This window comes from Pseudomonas sp. SWRI99 (genome assembly GCF_014270125.1).
GTDB lineage: Bacteria > Pseudomonadota > Gammaproteobacteria > Pseudomonadales > Pseudomonadaceae > Aquipseudomonas > Aquipseudomonas hamedanensis.
This window is the reverse complement of the sequence record NZ_JABWQR010000020.1, coordinates 39,169-61,988: the sequence shown is the minus strand read 5'-3', so window position 1 is coordinate 61,988 and position 22,820 is coordinate 39,169. Positions and strand designations below refer to the sequence as shown.

The 22,820-nt window shown below is 60.6% G+C and carries 20 protein-coding genes; 6 read left to right on the top strand and 14 right to left on the bottom strand.

Annotated features, from left to right (window positions below; translation table 11 throughout):
• Positions 1–13: 13 nt before the first annotated feature.
• Positions 14–1,051, top strand: a complete 1,038-nt coding sequence (holA, locus tag HU743_RS17310) for a DNA polymerase III subunit delta (protein ID WP_186650050.1) — start codon at positions 14–16, stop codon at positions 1,049–1,051.
• A 204-nt stretch (positions 1,052–1,255) separates the two neighbouring features.
• Positions 1,256–1,420: an alternative ribosome rescue factor ArfA gene (gene arfA, locus HU743_RS17305; protein ID WP_186546795.1), complete on the top strand. Its 165-nt coding sequence runs from the start codon at positions 1,256–1,258 to the stop codon at positions 1,418–1,420.
• Between the two features lie 48 nt (positions 1,421–1,468).
• Here arfA and HU743_RS17300 read toward each other — a convergent pair whose 3' ends face one another.
• On the bottom strand, positions 1,469–2,401 hold the full coding sequence (locus tag HU743_RS17300; protein ID WP_186650047.1) for a halovibrin HvnA: 933 nt from the start codon (positions 2,399–2,401) through the stop codon (positions 1,469–1,471).
• 241 nt (positions 2,402–2,642) lie between these two features.
• On the opposite strand from HU743_RS17300, the gene HU743_RS17295 reads away from it, so the two are divergent.
• The gene (locus tag HU743_RS17295; protein ID WP_186619497.1) at positions 2,643–3,965 is read left to right on the top strand and encodes a lytic murein transglycosylase; all 1,323 of its coding nucleotides are present in this window, start codon (positions 2,643–2,645) and stop codon (positions 3,963–3,965) included.
• Between the two features lie 110 nt (positions 3,966–4,075).
• On the opposite strand, the gene HU743_RS17290 is transcribed toward HU743_RS17295, so the two are convergent.
• The 13 genes from HU743_RS17290 to HU743_RS17230 form a co-directional block, all read right to left on the bottom strand.
• The gene (locus tag HU743_RS17290; RefSeq protein WP_186650045.1) at positions 4,076–5,026 is read right to left on the bottom strand and encodes an LD-carboxypeptidase; all 951 of its coding nucleotides are present in this window, start codon (positions 5,024–5,026) and stop codon (positions 4,076–4,078) included.
• 172 nt (positions 5,027–5,198) lie between these two features.
• Positions 5,199–6,197: a lipoyl synthase gene (lipA, locus tag HU743_RS17285; RefSeq protein WP_169432710.1), complete on the bottom strand. Its 999-nt coding sequence runs from the start codon at positions 6,195–6,197 to the stop codon at positions 5,199–5,201.
• A 25-nt stretch (positions 6,198–6,222) separates the two neighbouring features.
• Positions 6,223–6,870, bottom strand: a complete 648-nt coding sequence (lipB, locus tag HU743_RS17280) for a lipoyl(octanoyl) transferase LipB (protein WP_024014445.1) — start codon at positions 6,868–6,870, stop codon at positions 6,223–6,225.
• Positions 6,870–7,145, bottom strand: coding sequence for a DUF493 domain-containing protein (locus HU743_RS17275; RefSeq protein ID WP_016773029.1), 276 nt, complete (start codon positions 7,143–7,145; stop codon positions 6,870–6,872). The genes lipB and HU743_RS17275 overlap by 1 nt, the downstream gene beginning before the upstream one ends.
• Before the next feature lie 80 nt (positions 7,146–7,225).
• Positions 7,226–8,383 (bottom strand): D-alanyl-D-alanine carboxypeptidase family protein, encoded by a 1,158-nt coding sequence (locus HU743_RS17270; RefSeq protein ID WP_186546791.1) that lies wholly within the window; start codon positions 8,381–8,383, stop codon positions 7,226–7,228.
• A gap of 187 nt (positions 8,384–8,570) precedes the next feature.
• Complete coding sequence (locus tag HU743_RS17265) at positions 8,571–9,581, bottom strand: septal ring lytic transglycosylase RlpA family protein (protein ID WP_186619500.1); 1,011 nt, start codon at positions 9,579–9,581, stop codon at positions 8,571–8,573.
• Positions 9,581–10,591, bottom strand: coding sequence for a lytic murein transglycosylase B (gene mltB / locus HU743_RS17260; RefSeq protein ID WP_186619501.1), 1,011 nt, complete (start codon positions 10,589–10,591; stop codon positions 9,581–9,583). The genes HU743_RS17265 and mltB overlap by 1 nt, the downstream gene beginning before the upstream one ends.
• Before the next feature lie 17 nt (positions 10,592–10,608).
• Positions 10,609–11,712, bottom strand: coding sequence for a rod shape-determining protein RodA (gene rodA, locus HU743_RS17255; RefSeq protein ID WP_186650149.1), 1,104 nt, complete (start codon positions 11,710–11,712; stop codon positions 10,609–10,611).
• A 31-nt stretch (positions 11,713–11,743) separates the two neighbouring features.
• The gene (gene mrdA, locus HU743_RS17250; RefSeq protein WP_186650043.1) at positions 11,744–13,639 is read right to left on the bottom strand and encodes a penicillin-binding protein 2; all 1,896 of its coding nucleotides are present in this window, start codon (positions 13,637–13,639) and stop codon (positions 11,744–11,746) included.
• 10 nt (positions 13,640–13,649) lie between these two features.
• The gene (gene rlmH / locus HU743_RS17245; protein ID WP_186650041.1) at positions 13,650–14,117 is read right to left on the bottom strand and encodes a 23S rRNA (pseudouridine(1915)-N(3))-methyltransferase RlmH; all 468 of its coding nucleotides are present in this window, start codon (positions 14,115–14,117) and stop codon (positions 13,650–13,652) included.
• Between the two features lie 9 nt (positions 14,118–14,126).
• Positions 14,127–14,621 (bottom strand): ribosome silencing factor, encoded by a 495-nt coding sequence (gene rsfS / locus HU743_RS17240; RefSeq protein WP_186619503.1) that lies wholly within the window; start codon positions 14,619–14,621, stop codon positions 14,127–14,129.
• 72 nt (positions 14,622–14,693) lie between these two features.
• Complete coding sequence (gene nadD, locus HU743_RS17235) at positions 14,694–15,416, bottom strand: nicotinate-nucleotide adenylyltransferase (RefSeq protein WP_238351750.1); 723 nt, start codon at positions 15,414–15,416, stop codon at positions 14,694–14,696.
• Positions 15,385–16,656 carry a glutamate-5-semialdehyde dehydrogenase gene (locus HU743_RS17230; RefSeq protein ID WP_186650038.1) on the bottom strand — a complete coding sequence of 424 codons (1,272 nt, stop codon included), beginning with the start codon at positions 16,654–16,656 and terminating at the stop codon, positions 15,385–15,387. Before HU743_RS17230 ends, nadD begins: the two co-directional genes overlap by 32 nt.
• A 176-nt stretch (positions 16,657–16,832) precedes the next feature.
• Between HU743_RS17230 and HU743_RS17225 the strand changes: the two genes are divergently transcribed.
• The 3 genes from HU743_RS17225 to HU743_RS17215 all read left to right on the top strand — a co-directional run bounded on the left by HU743_RS17225 (position 16,833) and on the right by HU743_RS17215 (position 22,809).
• Positions 16,833–17,528, top strand: a complete 696-nt coding sequence (locus HU743_RS17225; protein ID WP_186650146.1) for a DNA-3-methyladenine glycosylase — start codon at positions 16,833–16,835, stop codon at positions 17,526–17,528.
• Between the two features lie 125 nt (positions 17,529–17,653).
• Complete coding sequence (locus HU743_RS17220; RefSeq protein WP_186650036.1) at positions 17,654–18,970, top strand: bifunctional DedA family/phosphatase PAP2 family protein; 1,317 nt, start codon at positions 17,654–17,656, stop codon at positions 18,968–18,970.
• Positions 18,971–19,305: 335 nt separating this feature from the next.
• Positions 19,306–22,809, top strand: a complete 3,504-nt coding sequence (locus HU743_RS17215) for a calcium-binding protein (RefSeq protein ID WP_186650034.1) — start codon at positions 19,306–19,308, stop codon at positions 22,807–22,809.
• Positions 22,810–22,820 lie beyond the last annotated feature (11 nt).

Sequence of the window (22,820 nt, the reverse complement as noted above, 5' to 3'; positions counted from 1 at the left end):
CTCGCCCTTCCTTATGAAGCTCGCTCCCGCTCAACTCGGCAAACACCTGCAAGGCGCTCTTGCGCCGGTCTACGTCATCAGTGGCGACGACCCGCTGCTGTGTCAGGAAGCCGCCGACGCTATCCGCAGCGCTGCTCGCCAGCAAGGTTTCGACGAACGCCAGGTCTTCGCCGCCGACGCCAATTTCGATTGGGGCACGTTGTTGCAGGCCGGCGCCAGCATGTCGTTGTTCTCGGAAAAACGCCTGCTGGAATTGCGCCTGCCTTCGGGCAAGCCCGGTGACAAAGGTGCCGCGGCACTTATCGAATACTGCTCGCGCCCCGCTGAAGACACGGTGCTTCTGGTCAGCCTGCCCAAGCTCGATGGCAGTGCGCAGAAAACCAAGTGGGGCAAGGCGCTGGTCGAAGGCCAACAAACCCAGTTCATTCAGATCTGGCCGGTGGACGCCAATCAATTGCCGAGCTGGATTCGTCAACGCCTCTCTCAGGCCGGGCTATCGGCGAGTCAGGACGCCGTCGAATTGATTGCCGCGCGAGTCGAAGGCAACCTGCTCGCCGCCGCACAGGAAATCGAGAAGCTCAAACTGATGGCCGAAGGTGGGCAGATCACCCTTGAAACCGTTCAGGCCGCCGTGGCGGACAGTGCACGTTTTGACGTTTTCGGCCTGACCGACGCGGTGCTCAACGGCGAACCGGCCCACGCCTTGCGCATGCTTGAAGGCCTGCGCGGTGAGGGCGTCGAGCCGCCAGTGATCCTCTGGGCGCTGGCGCGGGAGTTGCGTCTGCTGGCCAATATCTCGCTGCAGTACAGCCAGGGCACGCCGCTGGACAAATGTTTCAGCCAGGCGAAACCGCCGGTCTGGGACAAGCGCAAACCCCTGATGAGCAAGGCCCTGCAACGCTACTCGGCGCAACGCTGGGCGCAATTGCTGCTCGAAGCTCAGCGTATCGATGCGCAGATCAAGGGTCAGGCGGCGGGTTCGCCGTGGATGAGCCTGAGTCGGTTGGCGCTGTTGATGGCCGGGCAGCGTCTGACACTTCCTGCCGAATAAACACTTTTGTGACGAGGGAGCTTGCTCCCGCTCGGCTGCGCAGCAGACGACTTTTGGGGTCGCTTCGCAACCCAGCGGGAGCAAGCTCCCTCGCCACAAAGGTTGCGCGAACCCATTGAGATTTTTCGCATCGTCGGACTGGACATCTCGCTGGCATCGGCAGATTATTTCCCCCGCAAAAACCCACCTCACCGAGAGAACCTCATGAGCAAAAAGCCAGCGAAACACGGCCCCAACAAGGCCAAATCCATCGTCGCCCAGCCCTTGTTCCGCAGCCGCCAGGAACGACCAGCCAAGGGCAAAGGCAGCTACCGCCGCGAAGCCTTCCAGTCTGACAACTGGGAGGCTTCTTACTTTCTGGCGGCATGAAATTCGTCCCTCTCTTGCCCCTCCCTCGTTCCGGCTTCTTGTCTTCCGTTATTGGGTCTGGTCTGTCGCCTTAAAGATAAATGAGGCTGATTGCTCAAGGGTTTCTGGCAGTGGAATGTAAATGATCGGAATTGTCATCCCCGTGAGTACCCGGAAACGCCGCTGGTAAAGTTGTGCCCCCGCCAGACCAGTTGGCTTGGTGTAAAAAAAAGCTTCAATCGGCAATTGACCGGGGATGTTCTGCGCCCAGGTTTTAAGCTTCGTGTCGTTGGGTTTGTTGAATGCATCTGGAGAAACCAGCCGACCAGCACGCATACCTTCAAGAAACCGTCCAGCTGCCTGACTATTGGCAGAGTCACGTACATTGAATGAGCACATTGACTCAAACTTATTGCCAGTAGCAGCGTCGTTTCGATACTTGCTTGCCCACTTGGCTGCCGTGTCAATTATCGGATTCTGTTCCTCGCAGCTTTTGCTGGCTACCGGGTAGCTGGGATGAGCCCCACAACCTCCGTTGGGACGAGCATTTGATGAGCCATCAACCGGAAAGAAACACAAAATTTCTATGAGCTGTTTGCCCGGTGGCGTGCTCAGGATGGGATAAAAGATCAATCCACTGTCATAGGTATAAGCGAGGCGTCTTACTTTGTAGTCTGATCGCAAATAGGTGAACGATACTCCACCGTTGGCAACCGACGTCGGGCTCGGGTTCCAGGCATCGTACTGCGTGGATGGCTCCGTGCCACGCACAAGCAACCCGGAACACAAGAAAGCAGGCTTCGACGCGGCTCCACAATTGTCACGTGTATCTCGATAACGTTTTTCCAACTCCACTGCCACCTGTGCTCCACTGATAGCATTCGCCGAGGCGCCAACGTCCACCGCGACGCCATCGGCATGCCCTTCCTGTTTTTCAAGGATATTGGAAGAGGAGCATCCGGCCATCAATGCGAGCACCACTATTGTTGAGAACCTTCTCATTTGAGCACCTGTATCCTGGAGAGGTGAGACGCGCGACGGCTGAAGATGCGCGATACAGGAGGATTAAACGCTCCAAAATATCCACAGAACAGCTGTTAGATCCGACAGTTGAGGGGGCGAGAAAAAGGGACTACGATTCTCTGTCCGGCTGTGTGTGACAATCCAATTTCTGGCTGGGCAGCCGATTCATTCAGCAGGCATGTTAAGGTCTGCACCTGATTCGTATCTCCTGGAACCGTGCATGCCCTTAAGTCTTTCCCGTCGTTGGCCTGTCCGCCAATTGATCGCTGCCTCCAGCTTCATTCTGCTTGTCGCCTGTGCGGAAAAACCCACCGCCGCCGATGCACAACCGCTTCAAGCCGCCCCGGTCACCACGGCCCCAGCGATCGTCCCGCCGGTAGTGCCGTCCGCCGACCCGCTTGATATTCAACCCACCCAGACGTTTGCCGAATGGCAGGCCGGTTTCCGCAAGGATGCCCTGGCCGCCGGGATTCGCGCCGAGCTGTTCGATCGCGCCTTCGCCAACATCAGCTTCGATGCGAGCGTGATTCGCGCCGATCGCAGCCAGCCGGAATTCTCCCGTCCAGTATGGGAATACCTCGACGGTGCGCTGTCGCCATTGCGGGTGCGAAAAGGTCAGGCACTGATCGAGCAGTACGCCGACATTCTGCAAAGCATCGAGCAGCGCTATGGCGTTGATCGCCAGGCATTGGTGTCGGTATGGGGCATGGAAAGCAACTTCGGCCAGTTCCAGGGCAGCAAGTCGGTGATCAACTCACTGGCGACCCTGGCTTATGAAGGTCGCCGTCCGGGTTTCGCCCACGCGCAGCTGATTGCCGCCCTGCAAATTCTGCAACAGGGCGATATCACTCCCGAGAAAATGCTCGGCTCATGGGCCGGTGCGATGGGCCAGACCCAATTCATTCCGACCACTTACAACACCCACGCGGTGGACTTCGACGGTGACGGTCGCCGCGATATCTGGGGCAGCCCCGCCGACGCATTGGCCTCGACCGCACACTACCTGCAAAGCTCGGGTTGGCAGCGTGGCCAGCCGTGGGGTTTCGAAGTGCAAGTGCCGACCAACTTCAATTACACCCTCGCTGACGGGGCGATTCGCAAAAGCGTTGCCGAATGGCGCCAACTGGGTGTGACCCTGCCAAATGGCGCGCAGGTCCCGGCGGGTTCCGAACAACTGTCCGCCGCCCTGTTGTTGCCCGCCGGCCATCGTGGCCCGGCGTTCCTGATCCTCGATAACTTCCGGGCGATCCTCAAATACAACAATTCGTCGTCGTATGCGCTGGCGGTGAGTCTGTTGTCCGAGCGTTTCAGCGGCGCAGGCCTGATCAGTGGCAACTGGCCGAAAGATGATCTACCACTGAGCCGCACCGAGCGGATCGAGTTGCAAACGCTGCTGAGCGCGCGCAATTACGATGCCGGCACGGCAGACGGGATTATCGGCGCCAATACGCGCAAGGCGATTCGCAGTGCCCAGCAGGCGCTGGGCTGGCCGGCGGATGGTTATCCGACGCATAAGTTGCTTGAGAGCCTGCGCACCCAATAAAGCCTTCGGGAGCAAGCCCCCTCCCACATTCGACCGAGTTTCAACATGAGAACAGGGTCAATTGTGGGAGGGGGCTTGCTCCTGAAGACTGAATCACTGGCAACGGACCTTTAAGATCTGACCACCACATCCTGCTCCAGCATCAACTCCTGCTTGCCCGCATCCAGCCGCACCAGCGCGCCCAACGGCAATGTCAGGTTCGGATCGCAATGGCCGCTGCGCCATCCCGACAGCACTGGAATCCGCAGCGATTCAAAGGTCTGCTTCAGTAAGCGATTCAGCGCCGCGACCTCCACACCCGCAATATCGCCGACCAGCACCCCACGCAACCTGGCCAGCTTGCCGGCCAGACGCATCTGGGTCAGCAGTCGGTCGATGCGATACAGCGGCTCGTTGATGTCCTCGATGAACAGAATCGCCCCTTCGACCTCGATCTCATAAGGCGTGCCCAATGTCGCAGCGATCATCGCCAGATTGCCGCCAAGCAAACGCCCGTGGGCGATGCCCGGCTCTACGGTAGTCAGCGGATAAGCCACCGGGTGGCTCAGCATACTGCCCGCCTTGATCTGCCCGCGCAGCATGGCGAAAAACGAAGTGACCGTCGGCGGTTCCTTGTCGCCCAGCAGATCAGCGTTGAGCAGCGGCCCGTGAAAGGTCACAAACCCGGCATAGCGGCTGATCGCCAAATGCAGCGCGGTGATGTCGCTGTAGCCGACGAAGGGCTTGGCATGGCGGCTCAGCAGATCGTAGTCGATGCGATCCAGCAGCCGTGGCGTGCCGTAGCCGCCGCGCAGGCAAATGATCGCGTCGACTTGGGCGTCAGCGAACGCTGCGTGCAGATCGCGCAGACGTACCTCGTCACTGCCGGCCAGATAGCCATCCTTCTCGTAGACCCCGGGAAACACTTTCAGCCCGTAGCCGCGGGCGCGCATCCATTGCGCCGCCTTATCGGTGTCCAGAGCACCGGGGCCGGCAGGTGCAATGACGCCGATCAGCCCTTCCGAGGGCAGCGCGGGCACAGCGCGGTGCGGGCAAAGTGTGTGGGTCGGTCGAACGGTCATCCTTGGATCTCCCTGTGAATTCATGCACACACAGTAGTCAGGAACGGGGACAAACAGAAGAGGGTCAGCCACGCCGTGGATTGAAGGAAAAGTCAGCAACGAATGTAAGCTGGGCAAAAAAATGCCCGCCGGGCGTTAAACCTCGGCGGGCATTTTGTACATCAGTGCGGGATCAGGAACCCAGCAGCTCTGCCTTGACCAGCTTCGCCTGCTCATCGGCGTGGTACGAGGAGCGTACCAGCGGGCCGGAAGCAACGTTCTTGAAGCCCATCTTGTAGCCTTCCTCGGCGAACCAGGCGAAGGTGTCCGGGTGCACGAAACGCTGCACCGGCAAGTGGCTGCGCGACGGTTGCAGGTACTGACCGAGGGTCAACATGTCGATGTCGTGTTCGCGCATGCGTTTCATGACTTCGATGACTTCGTCGTCGGTTTCGCCCAGACCCAGCATCAGGCCGGACTTGGTCGGAATGTGCGGCATCATCTGCTTGAAGCGTTGCAGCAGGGTCAGCGACCACTGGTAATCCGAACCCGGACGCGCGGCCTTGTACAGGCGTGGCACGGTTTCCAGGTTGTGGTTGAACACATCCGGCGGCTCGGCGGCGGTGATTTCCAGGGCAATATCCATACGGCCACGGTAGTCCGGGACGAGCGTCTCGAGCTGCACGTTCGGCGACAGTTTGCGGATTTCACGGATGCAGTCGGCAAAGTGCTGGGCGCCGCCGTCACGCAGGTCGTCACGGTCAACCGAGGTGATGACCACGTACTTGAGCTTGAGGTCGGCGATCGCAATAGCGAGGCTTTGCGGCTCGTTGACGTCCAGTGGCTTCGGACGACCGTGACCCACGTCGCAGAACGGGCAGCGACGGGTGCAGATATCGCCCATGATCATGAAGGTCGCGGTGCCGCCGGAGAAGCATTCGCCGAGGTTCGGGCAGGACGCTTCTTCGCAGACGCTGTGCAGCTTGTGCTTGCGCAGCAGGCTCTTGATGCGGTCGACTTCCGGGGAAACCGGGATGCGTACGCGGATCCAGTCGGGCTTCTTCGGCAGTTCGGTGGTCGGAATGATCTTGACCGGAATGCGTGCAACCTTCTCGGCGCCGCGCAGCTTGACGCCGGCTTCAACCTTGGGACGCGGGGCCGGGCGCTCGGTCACGTCGAGCGTCGGGATCATGGTTTGCACTGCATCAGTAGTCATATCAGTCGATTCCGCCCGTGAGGGTCGTCTGCTCAGCATAGTCGAGGTGTTTGACGAGCTGCGCGCGCAGCCGGGCACTTACCTCGGCAAATTCAATCGATCCTGCGTGGTCACTCAGCTGGGTCATCGCCAGCCCGGCGTAGCCGCAGGGATTAATCCGTCGAAACGGTTCCAGGTTCATATCCACGTTCAAGGCCAGGCCATGAAAGGAGCAACCGTGGCGAATGCGCAAACCCAGAGAAGCGATTTTCGCTCCATCGACGTACACGCCGGGAGCATCTGGCTTGGCGGCGGCGGTGACGCCGTAGCTGGCCAGCAGTTCGATCAGGCAGGCTTCCATGCGGCTGACCAGATCACGCACGCCGAATCCCAGCTTGCGCACATCCAGCAACAGATAAGCCACCAGTTGCCCGGGGCCATGATAAGTCACTTGGCCGCCACGATCGACCTGCACCACCGGAATATCGCCCGGCAGCAGCAAATGCTCGGCCTTGCCCGCCTGGCCCTGGGTGAAGACCGGAGGGTGTTCAACAAGCCAGATTTCATCAGCAGCAGCATTGCCGCGTTCGTTGGTAAAGCGCTGCATGGCATGCCAGACCGGCTCGTACGCCATCTGGCCAAGCTCGCGAAAGCCCAGCGTGCCGTGCATCACAGCACCATGTGTACGAAGCCGGTCGCCCGCAGTTCGCTGTTGATGTTGTACAGCTGATCCTGATCGGTGGCGACGATGTGCAGCTGGATAGTGGTGTACTTGCCGGTGCTGCTTTGACGCTCGTCGATGCGCTCATCATTGATGGTCGCGTGTTTCTTGACGATCTCGATGATCTGGTCTTTGCGGCCGACGCCCGTATCGCTGATCACCTTGATCGGATAATCAGTCTGCGGAAATTCGATCTTTGGCGCCTGTACTTCGGTATCGGTCATGGCGTAACGGCCTCTTAAGCCGTGGTAACGCACATGGCCCCGCACCGGATCGGGGCGGGGCCATGCAGGTCAACACTAAATCAGTTGAACAAGCCGTAGAAGAATAGACGGATGCTATCCCACATGCGGCGAAAGATACCACCCTCCTCGACGCCATCCAGAGCGATCAGGTCAGCGCTGTGCACAACCTTGTCTTCCAGTTTGACTTCGACTTTACCGATCACGTCGCCCTTGGCGATTGGCGCAACCAGTTGCGGGTTCATGGTCATGCTCGCAGCGAGCTTCTTCAGCTGGCCCTTCGGCAGAGTCATGGTCAGGTCTTGCGCCAGGCCGGCCTTGACCTGGTTGGTGGTGCCTTTCCACACCGGCGCCTGCGCCAGTTCAGTGCCCTTCTGGTAGAAGGTCTGGGTTTCGAAGAAGCGGAAACCGTAGGTCAGCAGCTTCTGGGTTTCAGCGGCGCGAGCCACTTCGCTGTTGGTGCCGAACACCACGGCGATCAGGCGCTGGCCGTCACGTACCGCCGAGGACACCATGCAGTAGCCGGCTTCATCGGTGTGGCCGGTTTTCAGACCGTCAACGGTCTTGTCGCGCCACAGCAGCAGGTTGCGGTTCGGCTGTTTGATGCCGTTCCAGAAGAACTCTTTCTGCGAGTAGATCGCATAGTGAGCCGGGTCTTCGTGGATGATCGCGCGGGCCAGGATCGCCATGTCGTGCGCGGACGAGTAGTGCTCAGGGTTCGGCAGACCGGTCGGGTTCATGAAGTGGGTGTTGGTCATGCCCAGTTCGGTGACGGTCTTGTTCATCAGGTCGGCGAATGCGTCTTCGCTGCCGGCGATGTGTTCGGCCAGGGCGACGCTGGCGTCATTGCCGGACTGGATGATGATGCCGTGCAGCAGGTCGCTGACCGTGACTTGCGAGCCGACCTTGATGAACATCCGCGAACCGCCGGTGCGCCAGGCGTTTTCGCTGACGGTCACCGGGTCGTTTTCACCGATCTGGCCGCGACGGATTTCCAGGGTCGCGATGTATGCGGTCATCAGCTTGGTCAGGCTGGCCGGCGGCAGACGCTGGTCGCCATTGTTTTCGACCAGCACGTTGCCGCTGCTGGCGTCCATCAGAACGTAGGCCTTGGCAGCCAGTTGTGGTGGCGACGGCATCATCTCGGCCGCAAAAGCGGCTGGCGAGAGGAGCAGCGGGACTAGCAGACACAGGCGTTTGGCAAAGGTGGTGATGTTCATCCGTCTCTCGAAATCGCTAATGGAAACTTGCCCGAAGGCAAAACTTATTCAGACAGCCTTCTAACGGGCCATCGCGTGTTCAGTTGCTCACTCCAGTCACCCTTGCCGGGCTTTTGTTCTTCGACGAGCCAACAACCTGGTTCACCCCCCGAATACCGCAAGTGAACCGTCAATCAAGGTCTACGTACTACTCGGTGACCACACTGGGCGAACCCAGGTTGGCCAGGCGCACGCTGTTCTGCACCTGGGCGATCTCACCCGGCGAGCCGATCGGCCCCAGGCGTACCCGGTGCAGGGTCTGCTGATTGCGCACGATCGAGCTGATGAACACCGGAGCGCTCACCATCCCGCTGAGCTTCGACCTCAGCAGTTCGGCAGCGTCCGGGTTGGCGAACGCGCCCACCTGCAGATACTGGCCAGACGCTGGTGCAGAAGCGTTTTTTTTTGCATCGATCTGCACGGGCACTACGGCCGCAGCGTGCTGTTGCGGCGGTGGCGTCCACTGCTCGACGGTGCCGGCCGAAGCCGTGATCACCGGCGCGCTATTTTGCGCCACTTGCGGCTCGTTGAGCATCAGCGGCGCCGGACGCCCCTTGGCTGCCCACCATTGCTGCGGATCGATGCCTTCAACCTTGACCCGCGCGGTGCCGGTTTCGGCATAGCCGAGTTTCTTCGCCGCCGCGTAGGACAGGTCGATGATGCGATCGGAGTAGAACGGCCCGCGATCATTGACGCGCAGGATCACGCTCTTGTTGTTGTCCAGGTTGGTCACCCGAACGTAGCTCGGCAGCGGCAAGGTCTTGTGCGCGGCACTCATGCCGTACAGGTCATACACTTCGCCGTTGGCGGTGTTCTGGCCATGGAACTTGGTGCCGTACCAGGACGCCGTGCCCGAAGCCACGTAGGTCTTGGATTCCTGCAACGGAAAGTAGGTCTTGCCCAGCACGGTGTACGGGTTGGCCTTGTACGGGCCGGTGTGCAGGGTCGGGGTCGCATCGGGAATGCGCGAAACATCAACGTCCCACCACGGCGCGCCATCTTTGTGCGCGCGGTTGATGTCCAGGCCCGGTTGGGCGCGGACAGCGGTGGACGAGGTCTTCTGCGTCGGCGTGCGGCTGGTCGTGCAACTGGCGACCAGGACTGCCAACGCAGCGAAAGCCACCAGCTTCAGGGGTTTGTTGTTAGGCAATGCCTGCATTACTTGACGCCCCGTGCTTGTACCAGCTGTTCAGACAGTTGATGTACGGCCATGGCGTACATCACGCTGCGGTTATAACGCGTGATTGCGTAGAAATTCTTCAGGCCCATCCAGTATTCCGGGCCATTGTCGCCTTCAAGGCGAAATGCAGTAACCGGCATATCATCGCGCAGCGCATCATGACTTGACCAGCCCAGCGCCCGCAACTCCGCCACCGTCTTCACCGGCTCGATGCCGGTGGTCAAGCCTTCATCGGCCTGCTCGCCACGCACATCGGCGCGGCTGACCACCGGTTCGCCAGCAACCCAGCCATGACGCTTGAAATAGCTGGCAACGCTGCCGATCGCATCGTCGGGGTTGTTCCAGATATTGATGTGGCCGTCACCGTCGAAATCCACCGCGTAGGCGCGAAAGCTGCTGGGCATGAATTGCGGCAGGCCCATGGCCCCGGCGTACGAGCCTTTGAGGGTCAGGGGATCGACCTGCTCTTCACGGGCCAGCAAGAGGAACTCACGCAGTTCCTTGCGGAAAAATTCGGCACGGGGAGGATAGTCGAAACCAAGGGTCGACAAGGCGTCGATGACGCGGAAATTACCGGTATTACGTCCGAAAAAGGTCTCTACGCCGATGATCGACACGATCACTTGTGCGGGCACGCCATATTCCTGCTCGGCACGGGCCAGTGTTGCCTCGTGCTGACGCCAGAAGTCCACGCCGCGGGCAATGCGCGCGTCAGTGATGAACATCGGGCGGTATTCGTTCCACTGTTTGACCCGTTCGGCGGGCTTGGAGATGGCGTCGAGAATCGACTGCTTGCGTTGCGCCTCGCGGAACACACCCATCAGTTGTTCACCGGCGAAACCGTAGTCGCGGGTCATTTCACCGACGAATTCGGCCACCTGCGGCGAGCCTTCATAGTCGCCGGCCAGCGCTTCCTGCACGCTCCCCAGCAGGCCCATCAGGCCAACCAGCGGCGCACATCGAGTCGCCCAGCCACGCATTGCTTGCATTGAACTCTTCACCTTATTCAAACCTGTGCGATCCACTTGCGATGGGTATGGATCGACATCAAAACCCCAAACGCTGACAGCAGCGTCACCAGCGAAGTTCCTCCGTAGCTAATGAACGGCAACGGCACCCCTACGACCGGCAACAGGCCACTGACCATACCGATGTTGACGAAAACGTAAACAAAAAATGTCATGGTCAACGCACCGGCGAGCAACTTGCCGAACAGCGTTTGCGCCTGAGCAGTGATCACCAGCCCGCGACCGATCAACAGCAGGTAGATCAGCAGCAGCGCACAGATGCCGACCAGACCGAACTCTTCGCCGAGCACGGCAATAATGAAGTCGGTGTGGCTTTCCGGCAGAAAGTCCAGGTGCGACTGGGTGCCGAGCAGCCAGCCTTTACCGAAAACCCCACCGGAACCGATCGCCGCTTTCGACTGGATGATGTTCCAGCCGGTGCCCAGCGGGTCGCTTTCCGGGTCGAGGAAGGTCAGGACCCGCTGCTTCTGATAGTCGTGCATGACGAAAAACCACATCGCCACCGACACCGGAACGGCCGCCGCCAGCACGCTGAGAATCCAGCGCCAGCGCAAGCCACCCATGAACAGTACAAAAGCGCCCCCGGCGAGAATCAGCAACGAGGTGCCCAGATCCGGCTGGCGCACGATCAGAATGAACGGCACGCCAATCAGCATCAGGCTGATGCCGACGTGCTTGAGCTGCGGCGGCAGGGTGCGTTTGGACAGGTACCAGGCGATGGTCGCCGGCATGAGAATCTTCATGAATTCCGAGGGCTGGAAGCGGATCACCCCGGGGATGTTGATCCAGCGCGTGGCGCCCATGGCATTGTGGCCCATGATGTCGACGACCATCAGCAGCACCACGCCGATCACATAACCGAGCGGCACCCAGCGGGCCATGAACCGCGGTTCGAGCTGGGCGATGACGATCATCGACACCAGACCGATGCCGAACGAGGTGGCCTGCTTGGCCAGCAGATCCCAGCTCTTGCCACTGGCCGAATACAGCACGAACAGACTGCCGGCGGCGAGGATCAGCAGCAGGATCAGCAGCGGCCCATCAATGTGCAGCCTTTGCAGCAACGTCGCGCGGCGACGCATCACATCCTCGCTGGAGAGCATGCGATCGAAATTATTCATCACGGGCCGTAGCCTCCGCAGTGATTGGGCTGGCGTATTCGGCTTTCAGATGACCGTCCTTATCGAGCAGCCAGGCGTCCATGATCTGACGCACCACGGGCGCGGCGACGCCGGAACCGGATTCACCGTTCTCGACCATCACCGAGACGACGATTTTAGGGTCATCGGCCGGGGCGAAACCGACGAACAAGGCGTGGTCGCGGTGGCGCTCCTGAACCTTGGAACGGTCATATTTCTCGCCCTGCTTGATCGCGACCACCTGCGCGGTACCGGACTTGCCGGCAATGCGATATTGCGCGCCGATCGCCGCTTTGCGCGCGGTGCCACGGGCCCCGTGCATCACCTGCTGCATGCCGTGGTTGACCTTGTTCCAGTCGGACGGGTCGCGCAGCACGATATTCGGCATCGGGTTGTCATCCACCGGTTTCACCCCGTCGAGGGATTTGGCCAGGTGCGGACGATTCCAGATGCCTTTGTTGGCGACCAGCGCAGTGGCCTGGGCCAGTTGCAGCGGCGTCGACTGCATGTAGCCTTGGCCGATCCCCAGGATCAGGGTTTCGCCAGGGAACCACGCCTGTTTGCGGGTGGCGCGCTTCCATTCGCGGGACGGCATCAGGCCGGGGGATTCTTCGAACATGTCCAGCGAGACCTTCTGGCCGATGCCGAACTTGTTCATGTAGGCCGACAGCCGATCGATGCCGAGCTTGTGCGCCAGGTCATAGAAGTAGGTGTCGTTGGAACGCATGATCGCCGTGTCGAGGTCGACGAAGCCGTCACCAGTGCGGTTCCAGTTGCGGTACTTGTGATCGTAGTTGGGCAGCATGTAGTAACCCGGGTCGAACACCCGGCTGGACGCCGTGACCACGCCCGCGTCGAGGCCGGCAATCGCCACCGCCGGTTTGATCGTCGAACCTGGCGGGTACAGACCGCGCAACACACGATTGAACAGCGGCCGGTCGATGGAATCACGCAACTCGGCGTAGGCCTTGAAGCTGATACCAGTGACGAAGAGGTTGGGGTCGAAACTCGGCTGACTGACCATCGCCAGCACTTCACCGGTCTTCGGGTCAAGCGCGACCACCGCGCCACGGCGCCCGCCCAGTGCTGCCTCGGCCGCTTCCTGCAATTTGATGTCGAGGCTCAGGACAATGTCCTTGCCGGGAATCGGATCGGTGCGCTTGAGTACGCGCAACACCCGGCCACGGGCGTTGGTCTCGACTTCTTCGTAACCGACCTGACCGTGCAATTCCGGCTCATAGAAACGCTCGATGCCGGTCTTGCCGATATGGTGGGTGCCGCTGTAATTGACCGGGTCGAGCGACTTCAGCTCTTTCTCGTTGATCCGCCCCATGTAACCCACCGAGTGCGCAAAATGCGCGCCCTGCGGATAGTGACGGACCAGTTGCGCCACCACTTCCACCCCAGGCAGGCGGAACTGGTTCACGGCAATCCGGGCGATCTGCTCCTCGCTCAGTTCGAACAGAATCGGCACCGGTTCGAACGGTCGGCGCCCCTGACGCATGCGCTTCTCGAAAATCACCCGGTCCTCGGGCGCCAGCTCCAGCACCTCGACAATGACGTCGAGCACCTGTTGCCAGTCGCCGGAGCGCTCGCGGGTCATGCTCAGGCTGAAGCTCGGACGGTTGTCCGCCACCACCACGCCGTTGCGGTCGAAGATCAACCCGCGAGTCGGCGGAATCGGCTGCACGTGGACGCGGTTGTTTTCCGACAGCGTCGAGTGGTACTCGTACTGGATCACTTGCAAGTAATACAGCCGCGCGATCAGCACGCCGATCAGCATCACGATCACGATCGCACCGAACACGACGCGGCTGCGCACCAGACGGGCGTCCTTTTCGTGGTCCTTGATGCGGATCGGCTGAGTCATGGGGACAGGATTACTTGTGGTAAGGGTGACCGGACAGCACGGTCCAGGCACGGTACAACTGTTCGCCGATCAGGATCCGCACCAGCGGGTGCGGCAACGTCAGCGGCGACAACGACCAGCGCTGGTCAGCCCGGGCGCAGACTTCCGGCGCCAGCCCTTCCGGGCCACCGACCATGAAATTGACCGTGCGCGAATCCAGCCGCCAGCGATCAAGTTCGACCGCCAGTTGCTCGGTGCTCCAGGGCTTGCCGTGAACTTCCAGCGTGACGATCCGCTCGTTGTGCCCGACCTTGGCCAGCATGGCTTCGCCTTCCTGGCGGATGAAACGGGCCACGTCGGCATTCTTGCCACGGGTATTGAGCGGAATTTCCACCAGTTCCAGCGCCAGCTCGGACGGAAGACGCTTGGCATATTCATGCCAGCCGTCTTCCACCCACTTGGGCATGCGTGAACCGACGGCGATCAGGCGCAGTCGCACAGCAATCCCTTAGAACTGGTCTTTGTTGAGCTTGGTGAAATGCTCGTGGGTGTTTTCCGGGCTGTGGTGCTTGGCGTCGGCCGCGCGGCTTTGCTCGGCACCGGCCCACAGGCGCTCCAGGTCGTAGAACTGACGTGCCGAGGCGGTCATCATGTGCACGATCACCAGATCGAGGTCGAGCAACACCCAGTCGCTGTCGCCCTTGCCTTCTTCGCCCAGCGGCTTGGCGCCCTGTTTCTTCACTTCTTCGCGGACCTTGTCCAGCATCGCGTTGATCTGGCGATTGGAGGTACCGGTGGCGATGATCATGTAGTCAGTGATGCTCTGCTTGTCGCGCACATCGATGATCTGGATGTCCTGGGCCTTGACGTCTTCCAGCGCGGCGACGGCAAGCTTGACCAGTTCGTCGCCCTTGAGCGGCTCATTGGTGTTGACCGCTTCAGGCAGCGGCGCGCTCTTGAAGGTGCCTTTGCGCTTTACTTTCGGTAGATCTTTGTCAGTCATATAAAACTCGTTTTGCTCATGTATTCGGCGGCTTGGGGATACGGTGATTCGTATCAGTGAAGCACGCCTTGTTCAGTTCGACGCATGGTACAGACCGTGCGCATCGATGTAGGCCAGGACCGCGTCGGGCACCAGGAAACGTACCGACTTACCGCTGGCCAGCAGTTGACGGATCTGGGTGGCGGAAACCGCGAGCGGTGTCTGCCAGACGAATGCAATCTGTCCGCTCGGCCCTTTCAGGGCCAGCGGGTCGCTCACCGAACGCGCTGCCAGCAGGTTGCGCAAGGCATCCGGCGGTTCGCTGTCGGCGTCCGGGCGCTGTAGCACCAGGATATGGCAATGCTGGAGCAACTCTTCCCAGCGGTGCCAAGTGGGCAGGCCGCAAAATGCGTCCCAGCCCAAAAGCAGAAAAACCTGGGTCTCGGCGGCCATTTCGGCGCGCAGCGACTCCAGGGTATCGATGGTCCAGGACGGTTTGTCCCGCTGCAATTCACGGGCGTCCACCACCAGTGGCGGCAAACCGGCCACCGCGCTTTCGACCATCGCCAGGCGATCCTGCGCCGACACCTGCGGCGTATCGCGGTGCGGCGGCCGGGCGCTGGGCATCATGCGCAGCTCGTCCAGCGCCAGCGCTTCGGCGACTTCCAGTGCGCCACGCAGATGACCGATGTGCACCGGGTCGAACGTGCCGCCCAGCACGCCAATGCGTTGCGGACGGGACTCGCTGCCGGGCTGCGGCGCTGTCGGGTCGAGGTCGGTCAAGTCAGACCGTCGCCTGGCCGCGCAACTGGCCATCGCCGACCACGATGTACTTCTCGCAAGTCAGTCCTTCCAGGCCCACCGGGCCACGGGCGTGCAGCTTATCAGTAGAAATGCCGATCTCGGCACCCAATCCGTATTCAAATCCATCGGCAAAGCAGGTCGGCGTGTTGATCATCACCGAGGCCGAGTCGACTTCCGCCACGAAGCGACGGGTGTCTGCGAGGTTTTCGCTGACGATCGAGTCGGTGTGATGGGAGCCGTAATGGTTGATGTGCTCGATTGCCTGGTCCAGGCCGTCGACCACGCGGATCGACAGGATTGGCGCCAGATACTCGGTATGCCAGTCGTCTTCGCTGGCAGCCACAGCCTCGATGATCGCCCGGGTGCGCTCGCAGCCGCGCAGCTCGACGCCTTTTTCGCGGAACTGCGCCGCCATCGCCGGCAGGAAGTCACCGGCGACTGCCTGATCGACCAGCAAGGTTTCCATCGCGCCGCAAATGCCATAACGATACGTCTTGGCATTGAATGCAATGCGCCGGGCTTTCGGCAGATCGGCGTGGGCACTGACGTAAACGTGGCAGATACCGTCCAGATGTTTGATCACTGGCACGCGGGCATCGCGGCTGATGCGTTCGATCAAGCCACGGCCGCCACGGGGCACGATGACGTCGACGTATTCAGGCATGGCGATCAGCGCACCGACGGCGGCGCGGTCGGTGGTCTCGACCACTTGCACCACGGCGGCGGGCAATTGGGCCTCGGCCAGACCGCGTTGAATGCACGCGGCAATCGCGCGATTGGAATGAATCGCCTCGGAGCCGCCGCGCAGAATCGTCGCATTGCCGGACTTCAGGCACAGACTGGCGGCGTCGATGGTCACGTTGGGACGGGATTCGTAAATGATCCCGATCACGCCCAGCGGCACGCGCATCTTGCCGACCTGGATGCCCGACGGACGGAAGCTCATGTCGCGGATCGCACCGACCGGATCAGGCAGCGCCGCGACCTGGCGCAGACCGACGATCATGCCGTCGATGCGCGCCGGGGTCAGTTCCAGACGTTCCAGCAGGGCCGGCTCCAGACCGTTCGCGCGACCGGCTGCCAGGTCTTGCTCATTGGCGGCGGCGAGCTCGGCGCGCGCGGCGTCCAGCGCATTGGCCGCTGCCTGCAAGGCGCGGTTTTTCTGCGCAGTGCTGGCACGACCAATGACCCGGGAAGCCTGGCGGGCGGCGCGACCCAATCGGGTCATGTAGTCAAGAACGGACTCAGTCATGGCTGCTGGGGTCTTGGCAAAGAGGAAAGCGGCAGATTATAGCTGTCGCGTCCCGGGACTAACAGCAGTGACGGGCGGATGGTCGAAATGAGCAGCATTTGGCCAACGTTCAGACGTAATTAAGCTGAGCGTTGCTATCATCACGACCTCTTGAGCCTGGATAAACCTTGCCCATCATGACCAACGTGCACCTTCGCCCCGCCACCGAGCGCCTGCCGGTGGGCCTGCCAGACAGTTTTTTTGACCGTGACGCGCAAGTGCTGGCGCAGGATCTGCTCGGCAAAGTCATCCGTCATCGCGTCGGGGACTTGTGGTTGAGCGCGCGAATCATCGAAACCGAAGCCTATTACTGCGCGGAAAAAGGCAGTCACGCCTCGCTCGGCTACACGGAAAAGCGTAAGGCTTTGTTTCTGGATGGCGGCCACATCTATATGTATTACGCCCGTGGCGGCGATTCGCTGAATTTCAGCGCCCAAGGGCCAGGCAATGCTGTGCTGATCAAGTCCGCTTATCCGTGGGTCGATGAAATCAGCGGCCCGGCGAGCCTGGCGCAAATGCTCCTGAACAATCCCGATGCCCAGGGCCGTCCACGTCCGACGCAAAAGCTGTGCGCCGGACAGACCTTGCTGTGCAAGGCGCTGGGGTTGAAAGTGCCGGTGTGGGACGCCAAGCGCTTTGACCACGAGCTGTTGCTGGTCGAGGACACGGGACCGAAGCCCTCGCACATTATTCAAACCACCCGACTGGGCATTCCGCTGGGCCGGGACGAGCATCTGCTGTACCGCTTCGTTGACGCTGCCTATGCGCAATGGTGCACAAGGAACCCGCTGCGACGCGGTCAGGTCGAAGGGCGGGATTATTTTCTGCTGTAAATACATCCCCTGTAGGAGCTGCCGAAGGCTGCGATCTTTTGATCTTGTTCTTTTCAAGCAGAATCAAAAGATCGCAGCCTGCGGCAGCTCCTACAGGGAACACCAACAGTCTGGAGTTTTTCTGTATGGGCCCATGGCTCGATAGCATCACTGGTTGGCTGACCGCCAATCCGCAATGGCTGGCTGCCGCGGTCTTCATTGTCGCGTGTGTGGAATGCCTGGCGATTGCCGGGTTGATCGTGCCAGGCACGGTGTTGTTGTTTACCGTGGCGGTGCTGGCCGGCAGCGGCGCACTGTCGTTGAGCGAAACGCTGTTGCTGGGTTTTCTGGGCGGCATCCTTGGCGACCTGATCTCGTATTTCCTCGGCCGGCATTTCCACCAGAACATCCGCCGCCTGCCGGGGCTGCGCCATCATCCGGAGTGGATGGCCGGCGCCGAATCCTATTTCCAGCGCTATGGCATCGCCAGCCTGCTGGTCGGACGCTTCATCGGCCCGCTGCGGCCCATGCTGCCGATGGTCGCCGGCATGTGCGACATGCCCTTCCCGCGGTTTTTTGCTGTCAGCCTGCTGGCGGCCGCCGGTTGGAGCCTGGCCTACCTGCTGCCGGGCTGGGCCACGGGCGCGGCATTCCGTTTGCCATTGCCCGAGGGCTTCTGGCTCGAAGCCGGGATTGTCGCCGCCAGTATCGCGGTGATGGTCGGCATGAGCGTCAACAGCAGTCTGCGCCGCCATCGCCGCGCCACGATCTGGATCAGCAGCATGAGCCTGTTGATTCTGATCGGCCTGTTCATCGGTTTTCCCTATCTGACCGCGCTCGACCAGGGCGTGATGACACTCGTACAGGAACATCGCCAGCCGATGCTCGATGAGGTTGCCGTCACGCTGACGCTGATCGGTGAGTTTCACAACATGCTGGTGTTCAGCGCCCTGCTCACCGGCCTGCTATTGCTGTGTCGGCAATGGCGGCATGCGATCTTCACCGGTGGCACGTTGCTGTGCACCGCGTTGCTCAACACCACGACCAAACACTTTTTCGCGCGGGTCCGCCCGGAAGTGCTGACGGACCCATTGACCAGTTACAGCATGCCCAGCGGCCACGCCTCCGGCGCTTTTGCGCTGTTCCTGACCCTGGCGGTGCTTGCTGGCCGCGGGCAACCACCACGCATGCGCCTGACCTGGCTGCTGGTGGGTTGCATTCCGGCGTTGGCGATTGCCCTGTCGCGGGTATATCTGGGCGCACACTGGCCGACAGACATTCTTGCCGGTGCGATGCTGGCAGCCTGTGTCTGCGCCGCGGGCCTGTGGCTGAGCCAACGCCGAACGCCACTCAACGCCATGCCATTCAAGGTCTGGTGGCTGATTCTGCCAGCGCTGGTCTTGCTGTTCAGCCTGTTTGTCCTGCGTCATTTGCCGCACATGATGCTGCGCTACGCGTACTGACTGGGCATCGCTCTTCTGGGGCCACTCTCAAGGATTCCCCACGAGAGTGGCGCTGTTTCAGAGCTCGCCCGGCGCGTAACTATTTCTGCGCCAGGCGCAATAAAAACTGACGTTTAAATACCGCTAACTAACGCGCGTTACATCTCCACTCAAAGTTCGACAATCATCGGTCTCTAAACTTGGCAAATTCAATTACATTGAATCCCGCCAACGCATGGCTGCACTTGGCTGACTATAAATTCCGTTACAACATTCAACAGCCATCTTCAAAACTTCATATCACTTCCGGTAAGGACACCGGAGCGCCAACGCGCTTATCACTCAAGGAAGAACACATGGCCAAACTTATTGCCCCGCCCATCGACTCCGTAAACATTCGCTCCGTTCATGTAACGCCCATCTCCGCGTCGAGCAACATCCATGCCCCCAGTGCCAGCAGAACCACCAGCCTGGCAAGAACCACATCGCCTCACAATTCAGCCCCGACCATCAGCACCGCCGCCGCTTCAGCGCCAACCCTTAAAGCCCTCGACAAGCAGCACGGGCCTCTGCGCATCGGCGAGATCGAAGTCACGCGAGTCGAGCTCAGTGCACTGGGAGCGACCGTGGACGGCGTCGCCATCAGCCCGGCGAACGCCGGGATGCAGACGCCAGACCAACCGTTTCTCGACGCGCTCAACTTCGAGTCGGCCAGTGTCGAAGCGCGCTTGAAGTCCGTCGACAACCCTGACAGCGGCATCATCGCCACGCTGTTCTATGAAATCGCCTGCAAGCGCTCGACCGATGCCCCGCCGCTGTTCGTCAGCCACACCGCGCTCGCCGACGGCAGCGCGATGCAGCGCCTCAATCAGCTCGGCAAGGCTGCGCAGAAACTGGACATTCATCGCGTCGATTCTTTCGAAAACACCCCCGGCTGGGTCAGCAAGAGCAAAAGCTATTTGATGAGCGGCGCAGGGGTCGGGCTGCAAGCCTTTGGCATCTACAGCGGCTATATGGGCACGATCGATGCCATCAAGAAAGGCGAATCGCTGGAGGCGGTTTATCAGGGAGCGTCGATCGCCGCCGAATTCGGTTCGCTGATCATCGAACAGGGCCTGACCAAGACCGGTCAGGCGATGCTCAGAAATGGCTCGACGGCCTTCCGTCGCTTTCCGCTGACCTCGGCCGGCAAAGTTCTCAGCCGTGGCGCCGGGCTGTTTGCCAGCGCGATCACCTTGCCCTTCGACATCACCGATGCCGTCAAATCGTTCAATGCCGCCGCGGCAAGCAGCGGCAAGCAGGCCCAGGACCATTACGTCAGCGGTGCCTTGAGCGTCACGGGCGCGGGCATCAGCCTGATACTCGGCGTGGCGGCGCTCGCCGGGTTCGGCAGCACGGCCGGCCCCATCGGCCTCGCCGCGGCCGCCATCCTCATCACCGGTTCGATGATCTACCAGGCCGCCCGGGTGGTGGATGACATCGATGACTACATCGAGCTGACCACCCACGAACGGCTGCGCTCCGGCTGGTTCGCCTTCACCGGGCAGGAACTGGACAAGGAAGTGTTGGATCGCTTCCGGGTGTCCAAGGCCTTCAATGAGCATCGCAAGCAACTGCAAGCATCCGCCAAGACGCTGATCGAGGGCGCTTACAAAGACTTTGTGGAACAGGTCGTCGATGGCAGCTTCAGCGTCGAACTCAGACCGGTGAAAGTCTGGGCTCACCAGTGGAAAGCCGGCACCGACCAGCCGTTCAAGCTTGAGAGCGAACCGGTCCTGGTGGAGAACGACGACGCCATAAGCGCCCGGGACGGGGTGCCCGCCAACCTGCCAGGCGTCGTCCACGGCGTTCCCGGCGATAAAGGCGTGCTCTGGCGCGTGGGTGACGGCAACGACAAGGTCGAAGGGGTCAGTAAAAAGGTCAATCTGTTCAGCTATCGGGAAGGCGCCAAGACTCTTGAGGGCGGCGACCTTGATGACGGGTTCTACGATCAAGTCACCGAGGGCGAGCTCAATCAGGAAAAAACCTCTGCCCCAGCCACCACGCTCAAGGGCGGCGCCGGCTCGGACACCCTGGCTTTCGAAGGCACACGCCCGGTTGCACCGACCCGTCATGTCGGTCACGACGTCAACTTGCAGACCGGCCAAGTGCTGCTGCGCAGCAACACGCTCGGCGTCGAGCCGATCGAGATTGCGAAGCTCGATTCCATCGAAAACGTCTCGACATTACGCAGCGGCACCAGCCGGGTCACCGCCACCGATGATGCCAACCGAATTGTCGCCAATGGCAACGATGACATCGTCGCTGGCGGAGGCGACGACACCATCATCATACGCGGGGAAAACTGCTCAGTGGATGGCGGCCCGGGCGATGACCGCTACTACATCGCGCCAACGTCCGCCTACGCGACCATCATTGAGGACGGCGAACAGCCGAGCGTGATCGAATTGGGCTGGCCCATGGAACGCATCCAGCGCTGGCAGATCATCGGCACGTCCCTGGTCGTCCACTCGCTGCGCGGTATCGACGGCGAGGATCCGCCACAGACGTTGATGATCAAAAACGTCTACCGACAAGTCGACGGCACGCGCGAACTGCGGCACAGCAAGTTGTCGTTCAAGACCGAGGATCAGTACCAACTGGTGCCACTTTTGCCAGCGCTGCTCAACGAGCCCGGCAATCACGCCATAGAAATGCTGATCAGTGCCGTGGGCAAACCGCTGGCCGCCCCCGCGATCGTCAATGAGGGCCCCGTCTCGATCAGTGAAAAAAGTGCACACCGCCACTACGTTTCGCGCATTGGGCGCCGGGTTGAGTTCATTGCGACCCGCGAAACGCCCAGCACTTCGCAGGTGGTTTTTATCGACTTCAAAGCCGAAGACATCGTCGATGTGATCGCCACGTATGACGTGGACAAGCGTGAAGGTGTGTCAGGCAACAGCCATTTGTATTACAGCCACATCAACCTGTCGGTTCTGCTGCCGTCCAAAGTCGTGATTTTCAAAGGCCTGATTCAGACCGCAAGGCATTCCACAGGCTACACCGGCCGGAACAGTCTCAAGGTCAACACCCCTTATCTGGCCCAGGACATTGTGCTGGTCATGCAGGGCGGCGTGTCGTATCGGTTGCAGGGCTTCTATCCCGATTATTTCGACGACGCTGAAATGCCAGGCACCAAAGTGCGCAACGCCAAAGACTGCCTCAAGCTCCGGCAGGGCAACTACGTGTTTTCCAGCCCCCAGGTGACAGAAAGCATTTTGCTCTCCGCCAAGCCCAACAAAGTCGAGATCGATGCCAAGGCACACAACGGCATTTATGTCCTCAAGGGCCAGAGTTCGACCTATGACATTCACTTGGTCAGTAACTGCATCATTCGCCTGTCGACGCCCGGCGCGCTGGCGAAAACAGCCAACGCTTCCACTTGGAACCTGTACACGGCCAGCATGAGCGAAACGATACGCCGTGATGACATTCAGCTGATTTCAACCCGGCTGCAAGTCGGCAGCGCCTCAATCGAATTGCCGGACATCGATGACGACGTGCCTGTCGACACCCTCAGCGTAGTGACGTCAGCCGGCAACATTTATGAAGTGTCACTGTTGTTCGAAGTGGTCGTGCTGTACCTGATCGATGCCCGTGGCTATGCCAGTGTTGAAGCGCTGATGGCCGATATCCAGGCGCACAAAATGCGCAATGAATTGGCTGCAAGGGTTCGTGTCATCAACATCGGATTCAAGCAAGGCAGCGTCGGTACCGTGGTTTATCATTCCCCGAGTAATCATTGGAGCATCGATGCCGAGCCGAATGCGCCAATCACCTTTGAAGAACTGACACTGGAGAGCGCAGTCGATACGCTTTAAGTATCGAACAT

Coding starts and splice junctions, on each gene's coding strand:
- holA (WP_186650050.1), top strand. CDS start 14: ATGAAGCTCGCTCCCGCTCAACTCGGCAAACACCTGCAAGGCGCTCTT.
- arfA (WP_186546795.1), top strand. CDS start 1,256: ATGAGCAAAAAGCCAGCGAAACACGGCCCCAACAAGGCCAAATCCATC.
- lipA (WP_169432710.1), bottom strand. CDS start 6,197: ATGATCCCGACGCTCGACGTGACCGAGCGCCCGGCCCCGCGTCCCAAG.
- HU743_RS17295 (WP_186619497.1), top strand. CDS start 2,643: ATGCCCTTAAGTCTTTCCCGTCGTTGGCCTGTCCGCCAATTGATCGCT.
- HU743_RS17230 (WP_186650038.1), bottom strand. CDS start 16,656: ATGACTGAGTCCGTTCTTGACTACATGACCCGATTGGGTCGCGCCGCC.
- HU743_RS17290 (WP_186650045.1), bottom strand. CDS start 5,026: ATGACCGTTCGACCGACCCACACACTTTGCCCGCACCGCGCTGTGCCC.
- HU743_RS17215 (WP_186650034.1), top strand. CDS start 19,306: ATGGCCAAACTTATTGCCCCGCCCATCGACTCCGTAAACATTCGCTCC.
- HU743_RS17265 (WP_186619500.1), bottom strand. CDS start 9,581: ATGCAGGCATTGCCTAACAACAAACCCCTGAAGCTGGTGGCTTTCGCT.
- HU743_RS17220 (WP_186650036.1), top strand. CDS start 17,654: ATGGGCCCATGGCTCGATAGCATCACTGGTTGGCTGACCGCCAATCCG.
- rsfS (WP_186619503.1), bottom strand. CDS start 14,621: ATGACTGACAAAGATCTACCGAAAGTAAAGCGCAAAGGCACCTTCAAG.
- HU743_RS17300 (WP_186650047.1), bottom strand. CDS start 2,401: ATGAGAAGGTTCTCAACAATAGTGGTGCTCGCATTGATGGCCGGATGC.
- rodA (WP_186650149.1), bottom strand. CDS start 11,712: ATGCGTCGCCGCGCGACGTTGCTGCAAAGGCTGCACATTGATGGGCCG.
- HU743_RS17225 (WP_186650146.1), top strand. CDS start 16,833: ATGACCAACGTGCACCTTCGCCCCGCCACCGAGCGCCTGCCGGTGGGC.
- HU743_RS17275 (WP_016773029.1), bottom strand. CDS start 7,145: ATGACCGATACCGAAGTACAGGCGCCAAAGATCGAATTTCCGCAGACT.
- nadD (WP_238351750.1), bottom strand. CDS start 15,416: ATGGCCAGTTGCGCGGCCAGGCGACGGTCTGACTTGACCGACCTCGAC.
- mrdA (WP_186650043.1), bottom strand. CDS start 13,639: ATGACTCAGCCGATCCGCATCAAGGACCACGAAAAGGACGCCCGTCTG.
- mltB (WP_186619501.1), bottom strand. CDS start 10,591: ATGCAAGCAATGCGTGGCTGGGCGACTCGATGTGCGCCGCTGGTTGGC.
- HU743_RS17270 (WP_186546791.1), bottom strand. CDS start 8,383: ATGAACATCACCACCTTTGCCAAACGCCTGTGTCTGCTAGTCCCGCTG.
- lipB (WP_024014445.1), bottom strand. CDS start 6,870: ATGCACGGCACGCTGGGCTTTCGCGAGCTTGGCCAGATGGCGTACGAG.